The sequence below is a fragment of the Prevotellamassilia timonensis genome, assembly GCF_900106785.1.
Classification (GTDB): Bacteria; Bacteroidota; Bacteroidia; order Bacteroidales; family Bacteroidaceae; genus Alloprevotella; species Alloprevotella timonensis.
The window spans coordinates 380,292-399,443 of the sequence record NZ_LT629844.1; the positions used below are offsets into that span (position 1 = coordinate 380,292).

Annotated in this window: 21 protein-coding genes and 1 pseudogene; 6 read left to right on the forward strand and 16 right to left on the reverse strand. The window is 43.4% G+C overall.

All coding sequences use genetic code 11. The features are described from left to right. Window positions 1-5 precede the first annotated feature (5 nt). From BQ5453_RS07140 to BQ5453_RS07165, 6 genes are all read right to left on the reverse strand, one after another. Window positions 6-2,564: a TraG family conjugative transposon ATPase gene (locus BQ5453_RS07140; RefSeq protein WP_071122656.1), complete on the reverse strand. Its 2,559-nt coding sequence runs from the start codon at window positions 2,562-2,564 to the stop codon at window positions 6-8. 6 nt (window positions 2,565-2,570) lie between these two features. Then, on the reverse strand, window positions 2,571-2,882 hold the full coding sequence (locus BQ5453_RS07145) for a hypothetical protein (RefSeq protein ID WP_071122657.1): 312 nt from the start codon (window positions 2,880-2,882) through the stop codon (window positions 2,571-2,573). A 156-nt stretch (window positions 2,883-3,038) separates the two neighbouring features. After that, window positions 3,039-3,341, reverse strand: a complete 303-nt coding sequence (locus BQ5453_RS07150) for a DUF4133 domain-containing protein (protein ID WP_071122658.1) — start codon at window positions 3,339-3,341, stop codon at window positions 3,039-3,041. A gap of 51 nt (window positions 3,342-3,392) precedes the next feature. Then, complete coding sequence (locus BQ5453_RS07155) at window positions 3,393-3,770, reverse strand: DUF4134 domain-containing protein (protein ID WP_010537138.1); 378 nt, start codon at window positions 3,768-3,770, stop codon at window positions 3,393-3,395. 104 nt (window positions 3,771-3,874) lie between these two features. Further along, window positions 3,875-4,213: a DUF4134 domain-containing protein gene (locus BQ5453_RS07160; RefSeq protein WP_010537137.1), complete on the reverse strand. Its 339-nt coding sequence runs from the start codon at window positions 4,211-4,213 to the stop codon at window positions 3,875-3,877. Beyond that, entirely contained in the window at window positions 4,203-4,739 is a 537-nt protein-coding gene (locus tag BQ5453_RS07165; RefSeq protein WP_143033329.1) for a hypothetical protein, read from the reverse strand. The genes BQ5453_RS07160 and BQ5453_RS07165 overlap by 11 nt, the downstream gene beginning before the upstream one ends. 439 nt (window positions 4,740-5,178) lie before the next feature. On the opposite strand from BQ5453_RS07165, the gene BQ5453_RS07170 reads away from it, so the two are divergent. The 3 genes from BQ5453_RS07170 to BQ5453_RS07180 are packed head-to-tail and all read left to right on the forward strand — an operon-like array spanning window position 5,179 to window position 8,868. Then, a complete protein-coding gene (locus tag BQ5453_RS07170) occupies window positions 5,179-6,270 on the forward strand; it encodes an AAA family ATPase (RefSeq protein WP_071122660.1) in 1,092 nt (363 codons plus the stop codon). A 6-nt stretch (window positions 6,271-6,276) separates the two neighbouring features. Further along, window positions 6,277-8,583, forward strand: coding sequence for a S8 family peptidase (locus BQ5453_RS07175; RefSeq protein ID WP_071122661.1), 2,307 nt, complete (start codon window positions 6,277-6,279; stop codon window positions 8,581-8,583). Between the two features lie 15 nt (window positions 8,584-8,598). Next, window positions 8,599-8,868, forward strand: a complete 270-nt coding sequence (locus BQ5453_RS07180) for a helix-turn-helix transcriptional regulator (RefSeq protein WP_071122662.1) — start codon at window positions 8,599-8,601, stop codon at window positions 8,866-8,868. A gap of 47 nt (window positions 8,869-8,915) precedes the next feature. Here the strand turns inward: BQ5453_RS07180 and BQ5453_RS07185 are convergent, their stop codons facing one another. From BQ5453_RS07185 to BQ5453_RS13780, 8 genes and pseudogenes are all read right to left on the reverse strand, one after another. Further along, window positions 8,916-9,167, reverse strand: coding sequence for a hypothetical protein (locus tag BQ5453_RS07185; RefSeq protein WP_071122663.1), 252 nt, complete (start codon window positions 9,165-9,167; stop codon window positions 8,916-8,918). A gap of 112 nt (window positions 9,168-9,279) precedes the next feature. Further along, a complete protein-coding gene (locus BQ5453_RS07190) occupies window positions 9,280-10,134 on the reverse strand; it encodes a nucleotidyl transferase AbiEii/AbiGii toxin family protein (RefSeq protein ID WP_022328238.1) in 855 nt (284 codons plus the stop codon). A gap of 10 nt (window positions 10,135-10,144) precedes the next feature. Next, a complete protein-coding gene (locus tag BQ5453_RS07195; protein ID WP_010537134.1) occupies window positions 10,145-10,729 on the reverse strand; it encodes a type IV toxin-antitoxin system AbiEi family antitoxin domain-containing protein in 585 nt (194 codons plus the stop codon). A 130-nt stretch (window positions 10,730-10,859) separates the two neighbouring features. Continuing rightward, window positions 10,860-11,768, reverse strand: coding sequence for a toprim domain-containing protein (locus BQ5453_RS07200; protein WP_022328236.1), 909 nt, complete (start codon window positions 11,766-11,768; stop codon window positions 10,860-10,862). 178 nt (window positions 11,769-11,946) lie between these two features. After that, a complete protein-coding gene (locus BQ5453_RS07205) occupies window positions 11,947-13,059 on the reverse strand; it encodes an AAA family ATPase (RefSeq protein WP_071122664.1) in 1,113 nt (370 codons plus the stop codon). 2 nt (window positions 13,060-13,061) lie between these two features. Then, window positions 13,062-13,526 (reverse strand): helix-turn-helix domain-containing protein, encoded by a 465-nt coding sequence (locus BQ5453_RS07210; protein ID WP_394365346.1) that lies wholly within the window; start codon window positions 13,524-13,526, stop codon window positions 13,062-13,064. Between the two features lie 157 nt (window positions 13,527-13,683). Continuing rightward, the gene (locus BQ5453_RS07215) at window positions 13,684-14,430 is read right to left on the reverse strand and encodes a hypothetical protein (protein ID WP_071122665.1); all 747 of its coding nucleotides are present in this window, start codon (window positions 14,428-14,430) and stop codon (window positions 13,684-13,686) included. A 123-nt stretch (window positions 14,431-14,553) separates the two neighbouring features. Further along, window positions 14,554-14,727: pseudogene (locus BQ5453_RS13780) on the reverse strand (tyrosine-type recombinase/integrase); the annotation flags it as partial. Window positions 14,728-15,017: 290 nt separating this feature from the next. On the opposite strand from BQ5453_RS13780, the gene BQ5453_RS07220 reads away from it, so the two are divergent. The 3 genes from BQ5453_RS07220 to BQ5453_RS07230 are packed head-to-tail and all read left to right on the forward strand — an operon-like array spanning window position 15,018 to window position 17,861. Further along, window positions 15,018-16,247 carry a site-specific integrase gene (locus BQ5453_RS07220; RefSeq protein ID WP_071122666.1) on the forward strand — a complete coding sequence of 410 codons (1,230 nt, stop codon included), beginning with the start codon at window positions 15,018-15,020 and terminating at the stop codon, window positions 16,245-16,247. A 31-nt stretch (window positions 16,248-16,278) separates the two neighbouring features. Beyond that, window positions 16,279-17,502 (forward strand): site-specific integrase, encoded by a 1,224-nt coding sequence (locus BQ5453_RS07225; RefSeq protein WP_071122667.1) that lies wholly within the window; start codon window positions 16,279-16,281, stop codon window positions 17,500-17,502. Then, complete coding sequence (locus BQ5453_RS07230) at window positions 17,499-17,861, forward strand: virulence RhuM family protein (protein ID WP_071122668.1); 363 nt, start codon at window positions 17,499-17,501, stop codon at window positions 17,859-17,861. Before BQ5453_RS07225 ends, BQ5453_RS07230 begins: the two co-directional genes overlap by 4 nt. 233 nt (window positions 17,862-18,094) lie before the next feature. Here BQ5453_RS07230 and BQ5453_RS07235 read toward each other — a convergent pair whose 3' ends face one another. Together BQ5453_RS07235 and BQ5453_RS07240 are read right to left on the reverse strand one after the other, a co-directional pair. Next, the gene (locus BQ5453_RS07235) at window positions 18,095-18,403 is read right to left on the reverse strand and encodes a helix-turn-helix domain-containing protein (RefSeq protein WP_008628594.1); all 309 of its coding nucleotides are present in this window, start codon (window positions 18,401-18,403) and stop codon (window positions 18,095-18,097) included. 82 nt (window positions 18,404-18,485) lie between these two features. Continuing rightward, complete coding sequence (locus tag BQ5453_RS07240; protein WP_008656559.1) at window positions 18,486-18,797, reverse strand: helix-turn-helix domain-containing protein; 312 nt, start codon at window positions 18,795-18,797, stop codon at window positions 18,486-18,488. Between the last annotated feature and the right edge of the window lie 355 nt (window positions 18,798-19,152).

Below are 19,152 nucleotides of genomic sequence, written 5' to 3' on the forward strand. Positions count from 1 at the left end.
TTTGATTACTTTTTATTTTTGTTCCCTAAATTCAGTACTTTCCCTGCCTGATTTACCTTTTGAGCAAAAGCGAGGCTCTTGCTGATACCACTTGCATCCCAATCCCTGCAATAGGCTTCGATAGCTTGTTGGTGGTTGCATTTCAACTCTCGCTTGTATAGCTTTAATGCTTCCTTCTCCGCTCGTTCCGTGGTGTAGGTCATATAGCACTCATGCGGTTCTTCCACACCATACACATTACTGGTCTGTCCTCGCCTGATAAAGACCTCACGGAAGAAACTGCGTCCTTCCTTATTCTCCAAACGGTTAATGGTGAAGATTTTCTTGCAGTCCACATCGGTCAAACCGAGTATAGCCTTGATGGTGTCAAAGCGTTCCTTGAACTTGCTTTGGTCGAGCAGCATCACCACATCAGAGTTGTTGATGATGGCTTCCTTAACTATCTCACTTCCGATGATGTCCTGTATCTCCTGTGTCACCACACCCACGCTTGCCCAGAATTTTCTGGCGGTCTTATACAGATATTTTATGTATTCCGCCATCATGGGCGAGGCGATGGCTTTCCATGCCTCCTCGATGATGAGCATCTTTCGGTTCTTTTTGATGCGCATCTTCTGCAGGAACACGTCCATGATGATGAGCGTCACCAGTGGAAAAAGCAGTGGATCATCCTTGATACTGTCGATTTCGAAGACGATGAAGGTCTCATCAAACAGACTGCTGTCCATATTCTCATTCAGTGTCACATCGTGGCTGCCTCCTTTATAGAAGTCCTTCAACAGATAGTTGTAGGATGACAGGTCTATGCCATGCAGACCGTTCTCCTCGCATATCTTCGGCAGTCGCTCAGTACTGAACTCATAGAAAGTGTTGAAACAGAGGTAGCTCACTCTCTTGGTGGTGAAATAGGCATCGTAATACTCGTTGATGACTTGTTCTATCAGTCTGTCTTCGGTCTTGATCACTGTGCCTTGACTTCCTTTCCATATCAGCATCACCAGGTTCTTCAGGAATCCCAACTTCTCGATGTTCCATTCCTCTCTCTTGATTTTGAAAGGGTTCATCGTGATAGGATGTTCTTCTGTGTAGGATATGTATTTGCCTCCAAAGTATTCACATAGTCCCTCATATGAGTTTCCTGTATCTACCAGCACGATGTCGGTGTCCTGCTCATGGGCTTGGCGCACCATCGAGTTGACATAAAAGCTCTTGCCGCTTCCCGAAGGACCGAGGACAAAGAAGTTGCTGTTGTCGGTCAGTTTGTTTCGCCCTTCTTTTCCTGATATGTCGATGGCTACTGGCACTCCTTGGCGGTCGGTATAATAGACCTTGAAGGGTGTGTCCTCGCTATGCACAATCTTTTCTTTGTACATCAGGCAGGTGGCAGCATCGCCCAACGTCATAAATCTGTCATAGTCGTCATTCATCCCATAGCAGTTGCCGGGGAATGAGTTGACGAACAGTTCCAACTGGTTATAGGCTCGTTTCGAGATATGGATGCCCATCCTGCCAAAGGCATTCTCCAGATGGTTGGTACACTTCTGTATGTCCGTATCTGGCTTCACCGTCACGATCAGATTATAGTGGGTATATACCAGCTGCTTGTTTTCTCTCGCTATCACCTCCTGCACTCGCTTGATGTCCTCTACGGCTATCAGATTGCTTGGGTTCGGCATGCTGGCATGGCGGTTCTTCTTTTTGTCGAGCAGGGCAAGCTCACGCTTCTGATTCGGCACAAAGATGATTTGGTTATACACCACACTCTCCACTCCTGGTATGCTGTCCACCAAGGCTACCAGATCCACTGGCATGCTGGTGTTGTTCACCTCGATATTGGTGAATGGTCGTATTTGTGTCGGCAAGTTGGCGCAATCCACATCTACAAGACTATATACCTTACAGCGTCTGTCACCCATACCTATCATCTCGTCATCCACCTTGAATCCTGTCATGCTCACCATCTTGTCCCGGAAGTTCATGGCAAAGAAACGGTCAACATACAGACTTGCTTCTTGTTTGTTCAGAAACTCTGACTTGATACCGGCATCCTTCAGCTGGTCTTGCACCTTTCTGATTTTCACTAAGAAATCTCGCCATTTCTTGTTGTCGAAAGACATCAGACGGCTTTTCTTGTTTTCCTGCGTAATAGTCAGATAGGTCATGCTGTCCGTATATTCTCTTCCGTTGAAATAGCGGAAGTAGGATCCTGACAGGAACTCATGGCCTTTGTCACTCTCATCCTTGAACTGTTTTCTGGTAAAAATGTCCTGCTTGTGCAGGGCATAGCCTTCACCCAGAGTCTGTGCGATGGCAGCAAACAGATTGGTGAACTCATAATAGCTGTCTATATTGGCAGAATACTTCTGCACAGGATTCTCCATTTTCAGAATGGCAGAATATTCTCCTGTCTTGGTATAGAGCACACCGATACCATCCGTGTCTTCTACGGAGAAGTAGATGTCCTGAAAGATTTTCTTCCGCTTGCCACCAGTACCAAAGGCATAGACCGATATGGCCATGCCAATGCAGGTTGCCACGAAAAATAAGATTACATATAGTACCATACTCGTTTATTCTTCTGTTTCTTCGGATGATTGATGATTTCCCCTCATACTGGATGATTTGGTGTCATGCTCTTGATAAGAGGTATTGGAGCTTTCTTCGTCATAAAGGGTTGATACACTATCTTTTGCAGTGGAATCCATCCTGCTTGTTGGTGTTTCCACGGTTGCAGGATGTTCTTCTGCATCTCTCGCCCAAGCAGCTCTTGCTTTATCTGCACTCCTCATGGCATCCAATGTGGGTGGCTTGTAGGTCTTATCCTTGCAAGCGGCCAGCAATGTCACTGCCAATGCCGTTATTATAATATTCTTTCCTTTCATGCTCACAACTGTAATTTAGTAGCGAAGATGCAATGTTTTCTGCTGAAACAAATAATGGTAGACCCACACCCTTGGGGGAGAATGAGCCTACCAGTCGTTCACTTTCTACTTGTCATCCACATCTTGGTCATGTCGATACTTTTTTGTTTCACATTTTTATATGCGCTTGCTGTAGGCATAGATAAACACTCCTTGGTCGTTCTTCTTGGTATGCAGTCCCTTCCGTTGCTTGAACATGATGAGACCTGTACCCGTAGTGATTGCCACGACCAGCACGATCAGTCCTGCAATGATACCCATCAGACAGTAGGCGGCAATGAAGCCGATGATGGCTCCTCCTGCCGTGGCTGCTGCCCAATAGATATACCGCCCTTGTATTCCCATGAATTCAAGGGGCTTCTGGAGTCCCTTGAACAGTGGGTAATCGGGGTAGCGGATTTCCTGCTCTTCTCTTGCCATTCTTCACGTCGTTTCTCACTTACTGAATATGCACGGAATAACTCTCACTCGTTAGTTGGTCACACCGAAGAACAATGGCAATGCCTGTGCTGCTGCCACGAGGAAGATACATGCTCCTACAATCATCATGATCTTTTTCTTGACATCCTGCTCCTCGTTGTTCATGGCGATGTAAACGCTGATAGCACCCACTACGGCTACAACACCTGCAATGGCATAGCAGAGTTTGACCACGATAGGCACATACTTGGCAATTTCCTCCGTCACTGTTGTAAGTGCGGTGGTACCTGCCGTGTAGTCACCTGCCGAGTTTTGCGCCATGGCAATGCCACCGCCCACAAGGAGCATCAATGCCAATGTCTTCAAGCGTCCTGAAGAGAGAACGCTCTTGGCGGTCTTCTTCAAATAGTTCGTTGTTTTCTTAAACATTCTTTCTTGTTTTACTTGTTAATGATTCGTTTGGCAACACCTTATTATAATTATATAGAAAAGTGTTGTCGCTTTCACATGATATACTCTTCTGCAGTTGAGTCTTAAATCTGGTAGCCAAAGAATGCCGGGAACAGGATGGATGCACCTATCATAAACAGACAGGCTCCTATCAGCGTCAGTATGGACTTGGTGACTCCATCTTCCCCGGTGTTCATCTTGATATATATCTGCAAAGCGGATATAATCACCATCACGGCAGCGACAGCGTATGTCAGATACAGCACATACAGCATCATCGTCACCACATAATCGTGCATTCCTGCCAGTGCGTCTGCTCCCCAGCTATAGTCCACATTACCGCATTTGGCTGATGCAGACAGGGGGAGCAGCGCAAAGACAAAGGAACTTACTACATTCTTTATGATATGGCTAAATTTCATCCTTGATTGGTATTGTTTTGATGTTTGGTTGTCCTGGCTTTGTCTCGCCTTGTTTCAATAGGCTCTCCGTGAAGTCGTCCTGCCATAGTCCGTCTATCCATATGGGAGAAGTGGACTCCATCTGCCCATCCATCTTTTCCTGCAACGACTCGGCTGCGTTCTTCGGCTTCTGTTGGTTGACATTATTTCCTTCGTCTTCATCAACATCATCTTCTCTGCCGGAAGAATCCGTTTCTGGAGAATAACCACTCATTCCGTTGTTCTCTGTTCCCATGCCATAGCCCTCATCGTATGATGTGCCGTCTTGGAAACTCGTGTCGTATTGCTTGTCGGCAACGCTAAAGCCACCATCGCTTTCGTTGATGGCTACAGCAGCTTCCTTTTCCGTTATGTTGCTGATGTCAAACACTTCCTCATTGCTTTTGGCTTCTTCCTTCTTACCATACAGGTCTCTTGTTATCATCACCGCATAGTAAATAGCGTATGCAATGGTAAGGCTGATGGCGAATATCAAAAATGGACTCATATAATACTTTGTTTTATTGATGATTTATACTCTATGCAGTGGCAAAAGTGCCAGTTGCGAGTGCAAAGTAAAGAGTAAAATCCGACATAAAAGAATTTTGTAAAGTATGACCATCAAAGTTTAAGATATATTCAAATTATAATCATATATCATACTCTCAATCATACTTTAATCAGCTTCTTCTGTTAGTTTTCGCATATTTCTTCCTTATACTTAGACGGATGTTTTTAAGTATAGAATACCTTATCTGTTTAAATCTTGTAATATGTACTTGTTTAATACGTAATATAACATAAAACAGAGGTATTCGTACAGATATTTTGATTTTATGTACGTTTAGTGTTAAAAATGAGTTAATGTTTCAATATGTTTGCCGCATTGGATTTTATTTTATTACTTTTGTATTCAAAAAATAATAATAACATGTATAACAAGCCATATGTCATCAGATATATTAAGAATTATAGAAGGAGGATTGAATAACGATAGGAGAAAAATCATAAGTTACTCCAATCGTTTAGCTACTCGTCTTGAAGCCGAGGGCGACATTCAATTGGCTCGTTGCATCAAAGAGCAAATTCAAAACTCTAACACAAGAAGTTCTGCAACAGCTGATGCCATGCGTATGTTACCTTTAGATTCGGACAGCAAATTGCAAATAGTAGAAGTAATTCCCGAAGACTCAACACGTACCAATATTGTCCTTTCTGATAATGTCGGAAGGCAAGTAGGTGAATTCATTGAGTTGGTGAGGCACAGTGACGAACTGGAACAGGCAGGGGTTAATATGCCTAAGTCCATGCTTCTTTACGGAGCACCTGGTTGTGGTAAGACCTCTATAGCTCACTATGTCAGTGAAAACACCAATTTACCATTGGTGGTAGCAAGATTGGATGGAATTGTTTCATCACTTCTTGGTAGTACAGCAAAGAACTTAAGAAAAATATTCAGCTATGCTAGTAGCATGCCATGCATCTTGTTTCTTGACGAATTTGATGCTATAGCCAAGGCACGTGACGACAATCACGAGCTGGGAGAACTGAAGCGTGTCATCAACAGCTTGCTTCAAAACATTGACTCCATGCCAACTTCTTGCGTTCTGATTGCAGCAACAAACCATCCCGAATTGTTAGACAAGGCCGTTTGGAGACGCTTCACAACAAAAATTGAAGTCGGAATGCCTGATGACGAAGCAAGAAAAAAAATAATTTTGGACTTAACATCTGGGTTCAATTGTCCTTTTGTAGAGGATGGACAAAAGATGAAAACGGTTTGTGACTTAACAAAAAAAATGTCTCCCTCTGACATCTCTACGATATTTAACAAACTAAAAGTGAAGGGCGTTATCAATGGAAGCAAAGCTATTGAATATGAGGACTTACTTGTTACTATCTTTGAGTTCGAAGGAAAAGACGAAGCACAAGATAAACTCATCATGTTCCTTAACACAAACGGAGTTAGTCAAGCCAAGATTGTACAAAAACTAAATATTAGTGCAAGATTGGTCAGAAATGTATTATCTAAAAAATAGTGAATTATGGCAAAAGAATATCCTATACAAAATGTATCTTTTAGGGGAGAAACAGACAATTTCTTGACGGAAGCTGGTGGTGGCAGTGAATTACCAAAGTGGGTTAATGATACTGCTATTTCCGTTAATGCAGAAAGGGTTTACGATCAATTGGAGTTGTTCTCAGAATTATTCTCTGATGCAAATAGAACGATGCCTGTGCTTACAGAGATTACACTGAACAAAAAAGCAACAGCTAAATCTCATCGTCCAGCAGTGCGAAAAATGATGGATGTAAACTCTAAACGAAATGTCCTAGGAGTCACATCGGTAGGTAAAATCTTGGTAAAGATTGATACCGCCAATGATTTGAAGAAAATGGAGCGAGGTTTTAAGGTGGTAAATACAGCCAATCTGCCGAAAGACAAAAAGATTGGTTTGTCTGCAATAGAAAACATTTCTCGATACAAGGCTGTTGTTGATGATAGCATTCAAGAAAATGACCGTCTCAAACTGCAGTTGGTTGATTATCTGAATAGTGAGTACAATCATCGTTCTCGTATTGCTTTGAGTATAAAATGCAAGGAATTTGGAGTTGAATTAGAAGAGCTGAATTATGCTAGTAGCTTACGCTTGTTTTCCTTGGAACATGTGTCAGAGGAAGCACTTCAGGCTATTGCATCCATGGATTGTGTCTTGGCGGTTAGAAAAATGCCTACAATAGAATTTGAAACTGCCCCAGACGAAGACAACTCCAGCATCGAAGTGATGACACCATTGGAAGGCGCAACATATCCTGTGGTAGGCTTGTTGGATTCTGGTGTTGGCGATAATGATTACCTGCGTCCTTGGATGATTGATGATGAAGATAATATCGCTGATTTGGAAGATGAAGACATAAACAGAAGTCATGGAACTGCTGTTGCAAGTGTCATCAACTATGGTGATTTTCTTGAAAATAAAGATTTGACGAAATGTGGACCTTGTAAAATAAAGAGTTGTATTGTCAATACAGACAGAACCCAAATATACGAAAACGAGTTGGTAGCCAACATTCAAAATGCTATCGCTAAACATCCAGATATAAAAATCTGGAATCTCTCGCAAGGTACAACAAAAACGATAGATAATGACAGATATTCCGACTTGGGCATCGCATTGGACAGCTTGCAGAAAGACAACAGAATCTTGATTTGCAAATCTGCAGGTAATGTTGATCCAAGAGCAGAAAATCAAAGAATTACTGATGGCGCCGATTCTTTGCTTAGTCTCGTTGTAGGATCTATAGCTCATAAGAAAACTACCAATAATGATGCTAAAGAAAATGACAGAAGTCCTTTTTCTCGCATTGGTCCTGGTGTTGAAAATGCAGTAAAGCCAGATTTGGTGCACTATGGCGGCAATATGGATACACATCTGTCCCTGTTTTCAGAATGGGGAAGACAGTTTTGCCGCTGGAGTGGAACTAGTTTTTCTACTCCGCGAATTACAGCTTTGGCTGCTAATCTTAATCAGATGATTGGAGGTGAATGCAATCCCTTGCTTTTGAAAGCATTGCTTGTTCACAACTCTGATTACCCTGTAGGTTTATCGAAAACGCCAGAAGAACTTCGCAGGGAAATGGGGTTCGGTTTGCCATCTGTTATTACAGATATGCTTAACAACGATGCTGATGAGTGCACTATGGTTTTTCATCAGACTTTACAGAAAGGAACAAATATTGTTTCTTTGGATTTTCCATACCCACAAAGTTTGGTTGAAAACGGTTATTTCATCGGTGAAATTACATTGTCAATGGCTGTGAATCCTGTAATTAATGCGGGGCAAGGTTGTGAGTATTGCCAAAGTCAAGTGGATGTTCTATTGGAAACTTATGACCATGTTGAACATGTTCAATTGGGCGAAGGTATGATGCGCAATGAGTCAAGAACATCAAAAGATGCCGTTAATGTACTCAATGCATCGATTTATAGCTCAAAAGCTTTCAAAAAGGAGTTCGCAGAAGAACGTATGCTGATTGAACAGGGAGATAAATATCAACCTATCAAGAAGTATTATGTTGATCTTTCCAAGATGACTGACACTAACAGGAGAAAGGCATTGGGAGAAAACAGAAAATGGGCACTGAAACTCACTGGACTCTACCGTGATGCAGCTGTACAAGCTTTGGAGAGAGACGGAGAAGTACTTTCGCAAGACGTTGTTGTCGTTGTGACAATAAAAGACCCTAGACATCGTGGCACTATATATACCGAATGTCTCGATTTACTAGAACAAAGAGGATATGTACACAACGATATCAATATTCATAATGATATTAGAGTTGATAATTAATGATCGTACTTTATTATGGCTACATATGATTTTTCAAACGCCATTCCCTATGTGCCCACTCATGTTGGAGAACTGATAAACGACGAGCTTGTTGCGTCGGGACTGTCTGTAGAGCAATTGTCAGAAAAAGCTAATATCGAATTGATAGCTTTAAATGAAACAATTTCTGGGAAAAGACAACTATCCACAGAAATGGCTTTACAGATAGAATCAGTTATGGGGATTCCTGCTTCATTGCTTCTGAACATCCAAATTCAATACAACAGTTTTCTGCGGAGAAAATGAATATTCTCCGTAGAAAACTATCGTTTTTCAAACTTTCCCATATCACCTTACCAAAACAGATATGCTATATAATACACCAACAGCATCCCAAGCAGGAACACTGCCACACTGCATCCTATCTTCAATCGTTCCAATACCTCGTCTTGCTCCAGCCCCTTGCTATGTTTGATGATGACAACGATTGATACTATATCTATCAACAATACAGCATATATCATGGCTGGCAGATAGTGAATATGATCCACCATCCACCAGTGTATATCCGCTATATCGTCATATTCCACTTTTGCTTCCCTCATGCTTTCTTTCTCCCTATTAGACAATCGTTTACATCCTTATAATCTTTGCTTATGAAAAGGGCATAAAAAAAGCCCTCCGAAACGGAGAGCTTGGCAAATTCTTGGTGAACTGTTATTTTTCCATGTATTGTTTCAGTTCCTGTGTGATATATGTCCAAACTTCTTGGAAGGTTAGTGGCTCCTTGAATTTGATTTTCTTCAAATAACTATTCCACATAATATTTCGTTTGGCATCTGTCGCAAAAGAATCCTCGAAAAGGCTATATTCCGTAGAGATGGCGGTGCCTCTATTCTCAAACGTGGCTGTGATGGCTTCTTGCAATGTGTCCAAGTCAATATTTCCTGCTTTTAGTATTCTGTACACATCAAAGAAGTCTTTCATGCGGCTGTTCTCTGTCGCATGGTCTATCATTGCCTGATACTTTTCAGCCACCACGGTCTCTAAAGAGTAAGCCAAGATGTCAACTTCTGGTAATGTGTCCAGCAACACCGGATAAGAAAGGTCAACGGGTGCAGGAGTTATGATGTCGCCAAAGCCTACATCCATGGAAATAACTTGGCTTGCCGTGTCAAGTCCTACCTTGACATGCACTCGCACACCATTATATTCTTTTTTGAGAGTGATTTCTTCTACGCTAATGCTGTCCTTTTCAAAGACAACTCCGTCTTCCGGACATTCTATGTCGCATAAATTTCTGAATGTCTCCTTGATATTGTCCAACTCACGGCTAATCTGTTGACCAAGGAAATCTATGTCCAATGTTGGTCTTGCTTTCAAATGCTCATGGGCATACAGTAATGCACCACCTTTCAATATAAAGCGTTCTTTGTATGGACTTACCGACAGACGGTACAACAGACGCTCCTGAAAGTATCGTGTCAATATCGATTGGTAGAAGACATTCTCTTCTTTCGATATATTAAGCAGTTTCGCTCTTACCGAGCGAGCATAATTCTTCGTTGTCATATTTATTATTTTATAGTTCCATTTGTAGATATGTTCCCAATGTTTTGGCAACTCTCAGTTGTGAGGCATATTTCATCAGTTTGCTGACATTACGATCTCTGCGTTTCAGATATTCCTTTATAATCTCCGTACAGACATCTATGCCGATTTTGTTTCTATACTTTACTGCATCACAGACACATTTCTCCACGTCATATATCCTCACCTTGAAACCCTCAATCTCTGTATTCGTAATTCCAAGGTTAAAGGCGGTATCACTCCAATGGTATAGTGTAATTGGGGGATAATCTGGAAGGGTGATTTTTCGGCCTCTTTTTATTGCAAGACAATATTCTTGTGGTACCTGTGTAGTCAACTGATAATGTGACCAAGCGGAATACAGACACAACACACCACCAGGAACAACCTTTTCCACATCAAGCATTTGACTTGCCAAATGGTCATCGGTTGCATACACACCTCTTTTTATTCTGGTGAGTTCGCCATTCTTGGCGGCTTGCAATACTTTATAGTATGCAGCTCTTCCTGCCATATCTTTTGCAGAGATATAGCCTTCAGATTTTGGATTTGTCATACGCTTTTCCATGATTTGCATCTTTAATTCTGTACAAAGTTACTACATATTTTCAAAAATGTAGTATGTTTGTACGGAAATCTACGCAAAAATCACGCAAAATATAGTTTTCTACGGAGAATATTGACTTTCTCCGTAGAAAATTATCGTTTTATACATCCTCTTTATGCGGAATAATGGATTTTCTGCCGATAAGATAATCATTGACATCCTTGTATTCTGCATATCTTATGGATTCGTTGATTGCCCTGTTTTGATAACAGTCCATGATTGTATGGGCAGCCACCGTTCCTGCTTGGTCATTATCAAGATAACAATGGATAGCAGTGTAACACGCCAATCGTTCCATGCATTTCCCAAGGCTACTGATGGAGTTCAGTAAAATATAATCACATGGCTCTTGTATGCAAATCACATTGTCGCCTCGCTTTTCCAAAGTCTTGTACGAAAGAAAGTCCATAAACCCCTCGAAGATGCAGCATCTGTCCTGCACTCCAACTTGCTGTGAATGTATCAAGGATATGTCTTTCTCGCCCAAACAACCTTTATAATATGGGTTACGCAGTTCATACCCATCCCGGTTATTTGGAAAGGCTATGCCAAAATACCGCTTGCCCTTAAACGTGTACCAGATCTCCTTGCAATAGCGTTTACCCATGTCCGCATCCACATGGCGTGAACGCAGATACGACATAAGCACAGGGTAGGACAAGTCTTGGATATGTACCTTGTCCATTTTGTTTGTCTCTACTTGTGTCGGTATGGGAGGTTTTGCCTTTGTGGACTTTGGGTTGTTCATGTCCGCTGTTATATGCTGCAATGCAGCACCCACATCATCCGTATTGTAGAGAAGTTGGGCAAGAGCAATGATGTTGCCACCCTTGCCAAGAGCAAAGTCATACCATTGGTTTCGGCTGAAGTTCACCTTGAACGATGGCTTTGTCTCCGCATGCAATGGCGACAGATAATAAGATGTGGACTTGCTGCATCGTTTGGGCTGATGTCCCAATGCGCTCAGATAGTCCGTGAGTTTGATTTCCTTTGCTTGTTGTATGTTCATCTTTCATTCATTTTTTGTTCATTCGTGCGCTTATTATATATACACCAGAGTGAATGAACGGTTTTGTGAAGTCATTTTGTAGTTAAATATGATGCCACTTCACAAAATCCGTCCGTTCTACTATTATATATACACCGAGGTGAATGAAGTGGTTTTTGAAGTGATTTTCGCTTCATCCTCACTTCTTCACCTCCTGCTCTTCAAGCAGCGGAAGCGAAGGATAATCCTTCATTCTGCAATACTCGTTATTGCCACACTTCACCACCAGTTTGCTCTTCAATAGGAAGGTCAGCAACTTTGACATCACTGTTCTACCTCTGGCAAAACCAATAGTTGTATATCCTTTCGTCAATGCGTTTATCACATTCTCATAACCTGACACCACTTTCTTGCCGAAAGCCATTCCAAGTGCCTTGTCATGCTGCTCATCGGTAATGTCGGCTATTGTCATCTTAGGCTGTTTGGCTGTGGTAGAGTCAACCACATAGTCTTTGGCAATCTCTGGCAATCCCTCCTTATTTATTTGAAACGCAAAAGGGACAAAGTCCTTGTCTCGGATGTTGAGCGGTTTCACTTCACTCACATTCGCCATCGAATTGCTCTTACTTATCACCAGTACCGTCTCTGCCTTGTTGCTGAGTTCCGTGCCAATGTGACCTCTTACATTGTCATCACCCTTATTCAGGTGCAAGACGCAATGGATGTGCAGGTCATAGCGGCTTGACCACTGCATCAGTTTGTTGATGATATGGACGGACTCGCTCGGATTGTTGATGTCGAGCATCAAGTCCCTTATGCCGTCAATGATGACCAAGCCAAAGCCCTTTTGCGTCTGCAAGGCATATTCTATCAGTCGCAGTCTGAGGTTGGGACTGTACTCTCGCAGTCCGAAGAACACAAGGTTCTCACTGTTCATGTTGTCGGGCAATCCTGCAAGCCGGAGGATGCGCTGCATCACGCTGTGACAGTGGAAACGGCTCTGCTCCGTATCAACGTAGAGTATCTTACGCTTGTCATCGGGTAGTTTTGCCGTATATTGCAGCACCTTTCCGTTAGCAAGCGAGGCAGCAACCAAAGCGGACACGTTGAACGTCTTTCGGCTCTTCGCCTTGCCTGTGGAGGCACTGAAGTTGCCAAGCGTGGCTATGGTCGAGTTGTCCACCCATATTATCTGTGGCGGTGTCTGGTAGGTCTCATCCGCATGGATAAGCGATGCCTTCAGCAACTTTTCCAACAAATCAGCATTGTCCGCTGCGCCTTCAAAGAGGCTCATGTCGTTCATGTCTTCCATCGTCATCTGCTCTTCAAGGGTTTGTTCATCACATAGCGTATGGCATCCTGCTCATACACGTCTTTTGTTTTCACAGGGTGCTTCTTGATCCATTCCACCAGTTCTTCCTTGCTGAAATAGATGGTCTTGCCGTTTGGCTTGTAATGGGGAATGGCAAAGGTACGTGTCAGTTTGTAAAGCTGACTCTTTGAAGCGTCAAGGAATACGCTTGCCTCGTCAAGGGTGAGCACGTCTTTTCCTGCAAAGAGCCATTTCTCCAAGCACTTGATGCGGTTCAGCACATCCTCCACTGGTCCAAGCAGCTTGAATGCTTCTTCCATTTGTTGAATGCGCTCGGCAAGTCTCATTGGTGTCATATCTGCCAGTTCTTGTTCTGTCAACTCGTGTTTATCCACGTCTATCGTTGGCGGTAGGATAGTGCCATCCTTTGGTGGATTGTTTGCCTGATTTGTTGTCTGTCCAATCATTGTCGTAATTTTATTTATCGTTACACATAACGAGGTCGCCCTCCATAACCAGGTTTCTGATTACGGAGGGCAAAGGTAAGGGCGTTTCTGCCCAATCGGATGGAAGTGCGCTTGACTGTCAACCGACTATCAAGCCAACTGTCAAGGTTTTCATCTGTCAGATGATGCCCTTGCTGTCATTTTTACCGCAATCTGCTATTTCTTGCACTTTCTTGCGGATAGTCTCATAGATACTGGAGTTGGTACTTTTGGCATCACTAGTTGCTGAGGACAGTTTGGTTGTTGTAAGTGGCTTGTCTGTTGATGAAGACAGGATGAGTTTATGCTTGGCAATGACCGATTGCCATTGCTTGCAAATCAAGTTCTTGCTGCAGAGCATGTCAAAGAAGAATGCCACACGTCTGTTGCTTCTCGCCTTTAGCTGCTTGCAGACTTGGCACGAGAAGAGTTTTCGCATATCCTCTTCCGACACATCGGTTGAGAACAAATGAACCTCATTGGCATGGCGCGCAATGAGGTTCAACTGAGTAGAATCAAAGTAACATTGAAAGTCCTGTTTCGGTTTGGTTTCTTGTGCTGTTTGTAATATTGACGGTGGTTTACCATGGAGATACTGACCGTTTGGAGGCGGCTCCGTGGTGTTGAACTTGTGATGAAGAGCCTTATAGTCATGATACTCGAAATCCACTTTGGTAAAGAATATGACTACCAAGTCCTCACGTTCTTCAAGAAACTCCTCCATGATGTAGAAGTTCTTCTTGTGCTCGTTCTTGCCTGCCGCATACTGGCAGTCCGTATAGGAATGGCTGTTGAGAAAGTCCTTTTTATAGCGGTGATACAGTTTACCGCATCCTATTACTTCCGTCTGATAGCACTCATGGGCTTCCTTGAAGAACAGCCACAATTTGTTGGTACCACAAATGCCACCTGCACCGTTAGCGAAGGTGCATTCATTGCATTGGGGTAAAAAGAGAGAACGAGGAGTCGTCTCGTCCTTGGTTGTTTGATGTATTGTTATGTTCCATTTTTATTCTTCGAACGCACTGTCCAATAGGGAAACAGCCTCGTCCTTTTTCTTATTGATGATTTTTGCGTAAATTTGTGTCGTACGCACCTCCGTATGACCGAGAAGTTTGCTTGTAGTGTATAGGTCTGCGCCCATGGTCAGCTCCATCGTGGCGAACGTGTGTCTTAAGCAATGCACAATTTAAGCAAAAGCAACGGAAAGTGAAGATGAGAGAAATGAACTGTAAGTGGTTGAGAATGAGCAATATTTCATAATTCTGCCAATTGGCTGCAAAGCAAAGCCGAGCAGGATATTGAGTTATTTCAGTTACCAAACCGTTAGCGGTCAGTTACCGAAACCAACACTGCTAACGAGGTGAAAAACAAATAGTTTGTCACCAGTGTTTGTTGCACTGTTCTGCACAACTTTCAATGACAGAGAATGCTTACTGATTGATTATTTTTGCAAACTAAAAAAGTAAGCAGATGAAAGTTGAAAAATTCAAGGTGCTGCTCTACCTCAAAAAGAGCAGATTGGACAAGAACGGTAAGGCTCCCATCATGGGACGCATCACCCTCAACCGAACAATGGCGCAGTTCGGTTGCAAGTTGTCATGTACGCCAAAGTTATGGAATCCACGTGAGAGCAGACTTGACGGCAAGAGCAAGGAGGCTGTGGAAGTGAACGCCAAGATTGACAAGCTGTTGCTGGCAATAAACTCAGCCTACGAGTCACTTGTGGAGCGCAAGACGGATTTTGACGCAAAGGCGATAAAGGATCTGTTTCAATGTAGTGCAGACACTCAGATGACCTTGTTGAAGCAGCTTGACGCCATCATTGCGGACATTGAGTCAAGAATCGGCATCGACTACAAGAAAGGCACGCTGCCAAACTACCAGTACACTCGCCTGACATTGGGATTGTTCGTCAAGAAGCGTTATGGAACTGACGATGTGGCATTCGGTGAGCTTGACGAGCAGTTTATCCGTGAGTACATGGACTTTTGCTTGGACGAGAGAGGTCTTGCACTTGATACAGTCCGCCACTATCTCGCCATATTGAAGAAGACCTGCCGAATAGCTTTCAAGGCAGGACACTCCGAGCGTTATCATTTCATGCACTTCAAGCTACCTCAAAAGAAAGAGAATCCACCAAAGGCATTGACACGTGAGGACTTCTTGAAAATTCGTGACCTCGAAATACCAGAGCGAAGAAAATCGTTGGCTTTGACCCGTGACCTTTTTCTTTTCGCTTGCTATACAGGCACGGCTTATGCCGATACTGTTTCCATCACGGAAGAAAACCTCTTTCGTGATGAGGAGGGCAGCCTTTGGCTGAAATACCACAGAAAGAAGAACAAGATGCTTGCACGTGTGAAGCTGCTGCCAGAAGCAATTGCGATGTTGGAGAAATACAAAGACCCGACAAGACCTACTCTTTTACCGCCACAGGAATTTCGAGTGCTGAGAGGTAACATGAAAAGTCTCCGAGTACTATCTGGCATAAGTATGGATTTGGTCTATCATGTTGGACGGCACAGTTTCGCATCGCTCGTTACGCTCGAAGAAGGTGTTCCGATAGAGACTATCAGCAGAATGCTTGGTCACAACAACATTCAGACCACGCAAATCTATGCACGTGTCACCCCGAAAAAGCTATTTGAGGATATGGACAAGTTCATCGAAGCCAACAAGGACTTCAAGTTTGTCCTGTAATATTTTCACAAAATAAGAAAGGAACATAACAATGAGAAGTACATACAAGCAGTTTTATTATATCAACCGTGGCAGAGTAAAGGCAGACGGAACCACATCTATATTTTGCCGTATCACGATTGACGGCAAAGTGTCAGCCATAGCAACAGGTCTTTACTGTGCTCCCGAAGAATGGGACACGAAAAAAGGTGAAGCCAAGAATGCAAGAGTGAACGGACAACTCCAAGCGTTTAGACTAAGAATTGACGAAGCCTACGAGCAGGCAACAAAGGAAAAGGGCATCGTTACCGCCGAGATTCTGAAGAATGTTATTGTTGATGCAAATACTATCCCGATGACATTGCTTGCCACTGGCGAGGAGGAGCGTAAACGCCTTAGACTGCGCTCTATCCGTATTAACTCAACATCTTCTTATCGCCAATCTAAGACATCGCAACTAAACTTGCGAGAGTTCATCGGGTTACGAGGAATGAATGACATGGCATTTGAAGATTTGACTGAGGAATTTGGCAAATCTTATAAGTTGTTCTTGATTGGCAAAGGGTATAGTGCATCCAATACGAACCATAATCTTTGTTGGCTGCAACGCTTGGTTTATATCGCTGTTGACAGAGGTCTGCTGAAATTCAATCCATTGGAAGATGTCGGATATGAAAAGAAAGGCTCACCAAAGCGTAGACATATATCCAGAAATGATTTGCTGCTCATCATGGAGACTCCTATGGAGGATAAGGCTTTGGAGTTGGCACGAAGAATGTTTGTTTTCTCCAGCCTTACAGGTTTGGCTTATGTCGATTTACGTAACCTGTATCCACACCATATCGGGATGACGGCAGACGGTAGAAAATACATCCGTGAGAAAAGAGCAAAGACCAACAACGAAGCGTTCATTCCCTTGCACCCGATAGCTGAACAAATAATGTCGCTATACAATATAGCGGATGATAGCAAACCTGTTTTCCCTCTTTCTTCACGTGATTCCATGTGGTTTGAATTTCATTCACTCGGTGTGGCTTTGGGTATCAATGAGAACCTTACCGCACACGTTGCAAGACATACATTCGGAGTAAACATGGTTACTTCGGGCATATCAATGGAAAGCATCGCCAAGATGATGGGGCATTCCAACCTGCGAAGCACCCAGGTCTATGCCGTCATCACCGATGACAAGATATCCAAGGATATGGATAAGCTGATGCAGCGCAGAGAAACAAAAGAAACTGACCAGAATAAAAATAAGGAGGACGGGAAATGAACAGAGGGATAATAACAATCAGCGAGAGCGGAACGGTATCCATGCCGACCGATACTGTATGGATGACCATGCAGGAGATTGCCGACATGTATAATGTATTCGGCTACTATGTGCGCAAGGCTGTCAAGGCTGTATTCAAGGACGGCATTCTGAAAGAGCAGGGTGTACGCCGTCATGTCAGGAAGAACGACCGCATCAGCTATGATGTGTATAGCCTTGAACTCGTCATTGCGGTAGCCTTCCGTATTGACAGCATTGAGAGCAGAGCCTTTCGGGAGTTCATCATGCAGTCCGTCATCGGCAGACAGACAAGCCGCACCAAACTGGTCTGTATCTTTACAGAGAATGCAATGGCATAGACCTGCCATAAAGCAACGTTCCTTGGAGGCTTTGCGCCTCCAGCCACTTGGGCGAACCACCGCAGTGTGTTTTAGCATGGTATTAGATTTTATACAGACCATACGGAGAACACTCGGCAAACACGACCAACTCGGTATAGCCAATAAAACGAGGCGACAACCTATAACAACCACGCTCGGTAAGTTATACGTTGTCGCCTTGTTCATTTCACACACTCATCAAGGACATTCTCCTACACACCTTTCATTCTGTACGCCTCACGATAGTTAGCCATCAGAATCTTCTGAATGTCGGACTCGCGGTAGAGTATCTTTCCGCCAAGCTGGATATACGGGATGACACCGTTGTTTCGGTAGTCCTGCAGGGTTCTTCGGCTCAGTTGCAGCCTGGCACAAAGTTCCTTGTCCGTCATGAAGCGCTCACCGCCAAGCATGGGGCGGTAGTTCATCACGGCACGTTCAAAATTGTCAACCATTCGGTTGAGGTGGTTCACGATGTGGTTCATCCACTCGCTGTTTCTTGTCATTACTTCATTGCTCATAGTTGTCTCGTTTTATTGTTGATACTTACGTTACTCGGTTTACTTGCTGCATTGGATTAAGTGGCTGTTGTATATTGACAGCCTAACCTGTGCGCTTGCGAAAGCGCATGTCCTTTTTCTTGTCCTCCACTACTGCTACGATAGCCATCACGTCCTCCGGCTTGTAGTAGGTCTTGTGGCTGATTTGCGTATAAGCCAAAGTTCCGTTGTCCCGAAGCGTCTGCACTGTCCGTGGGCAGATGTTGAGCGTCTGACACACGTCCTGCGTGTCGAGCCACTTGTTCATGGTCTTGTCCTCACTGCGCTCACGGATTCTGTCCATGCGCTTCACGAAGTTCTCCAACTGGGCATCAAGATAGTTGAATGCCTCTTCCTCGAATACGATGAATCCCATACTTTTCTTTTTTCTAAGTTAATACTATGTTTATCGCAAAGCTCCACGCATATGCTGTGCTCCACGTTTGTGAGTGCAAAGATAAGGCACGGCAATCTAAAAACAAGCGTTTTCAATTTCTGTGGCAGTATGTTGCCGGGGTTTGCCGACTTCAACGCCAAAAACAACAAGAAAAACTTGCACGACTGCAACGAATACATGAACAATGATGAGTTGAGAAATACGTTGAAGTTCTCACAACTATCTCGGTATGCAAATAAGCAAGCCACAACTAAATTGCCACGTTACACCCAATCAGTTGCATGGCTGCACTCAGTACACTTACTTTGCACCCGACAATCGGTCAATGGTGCAA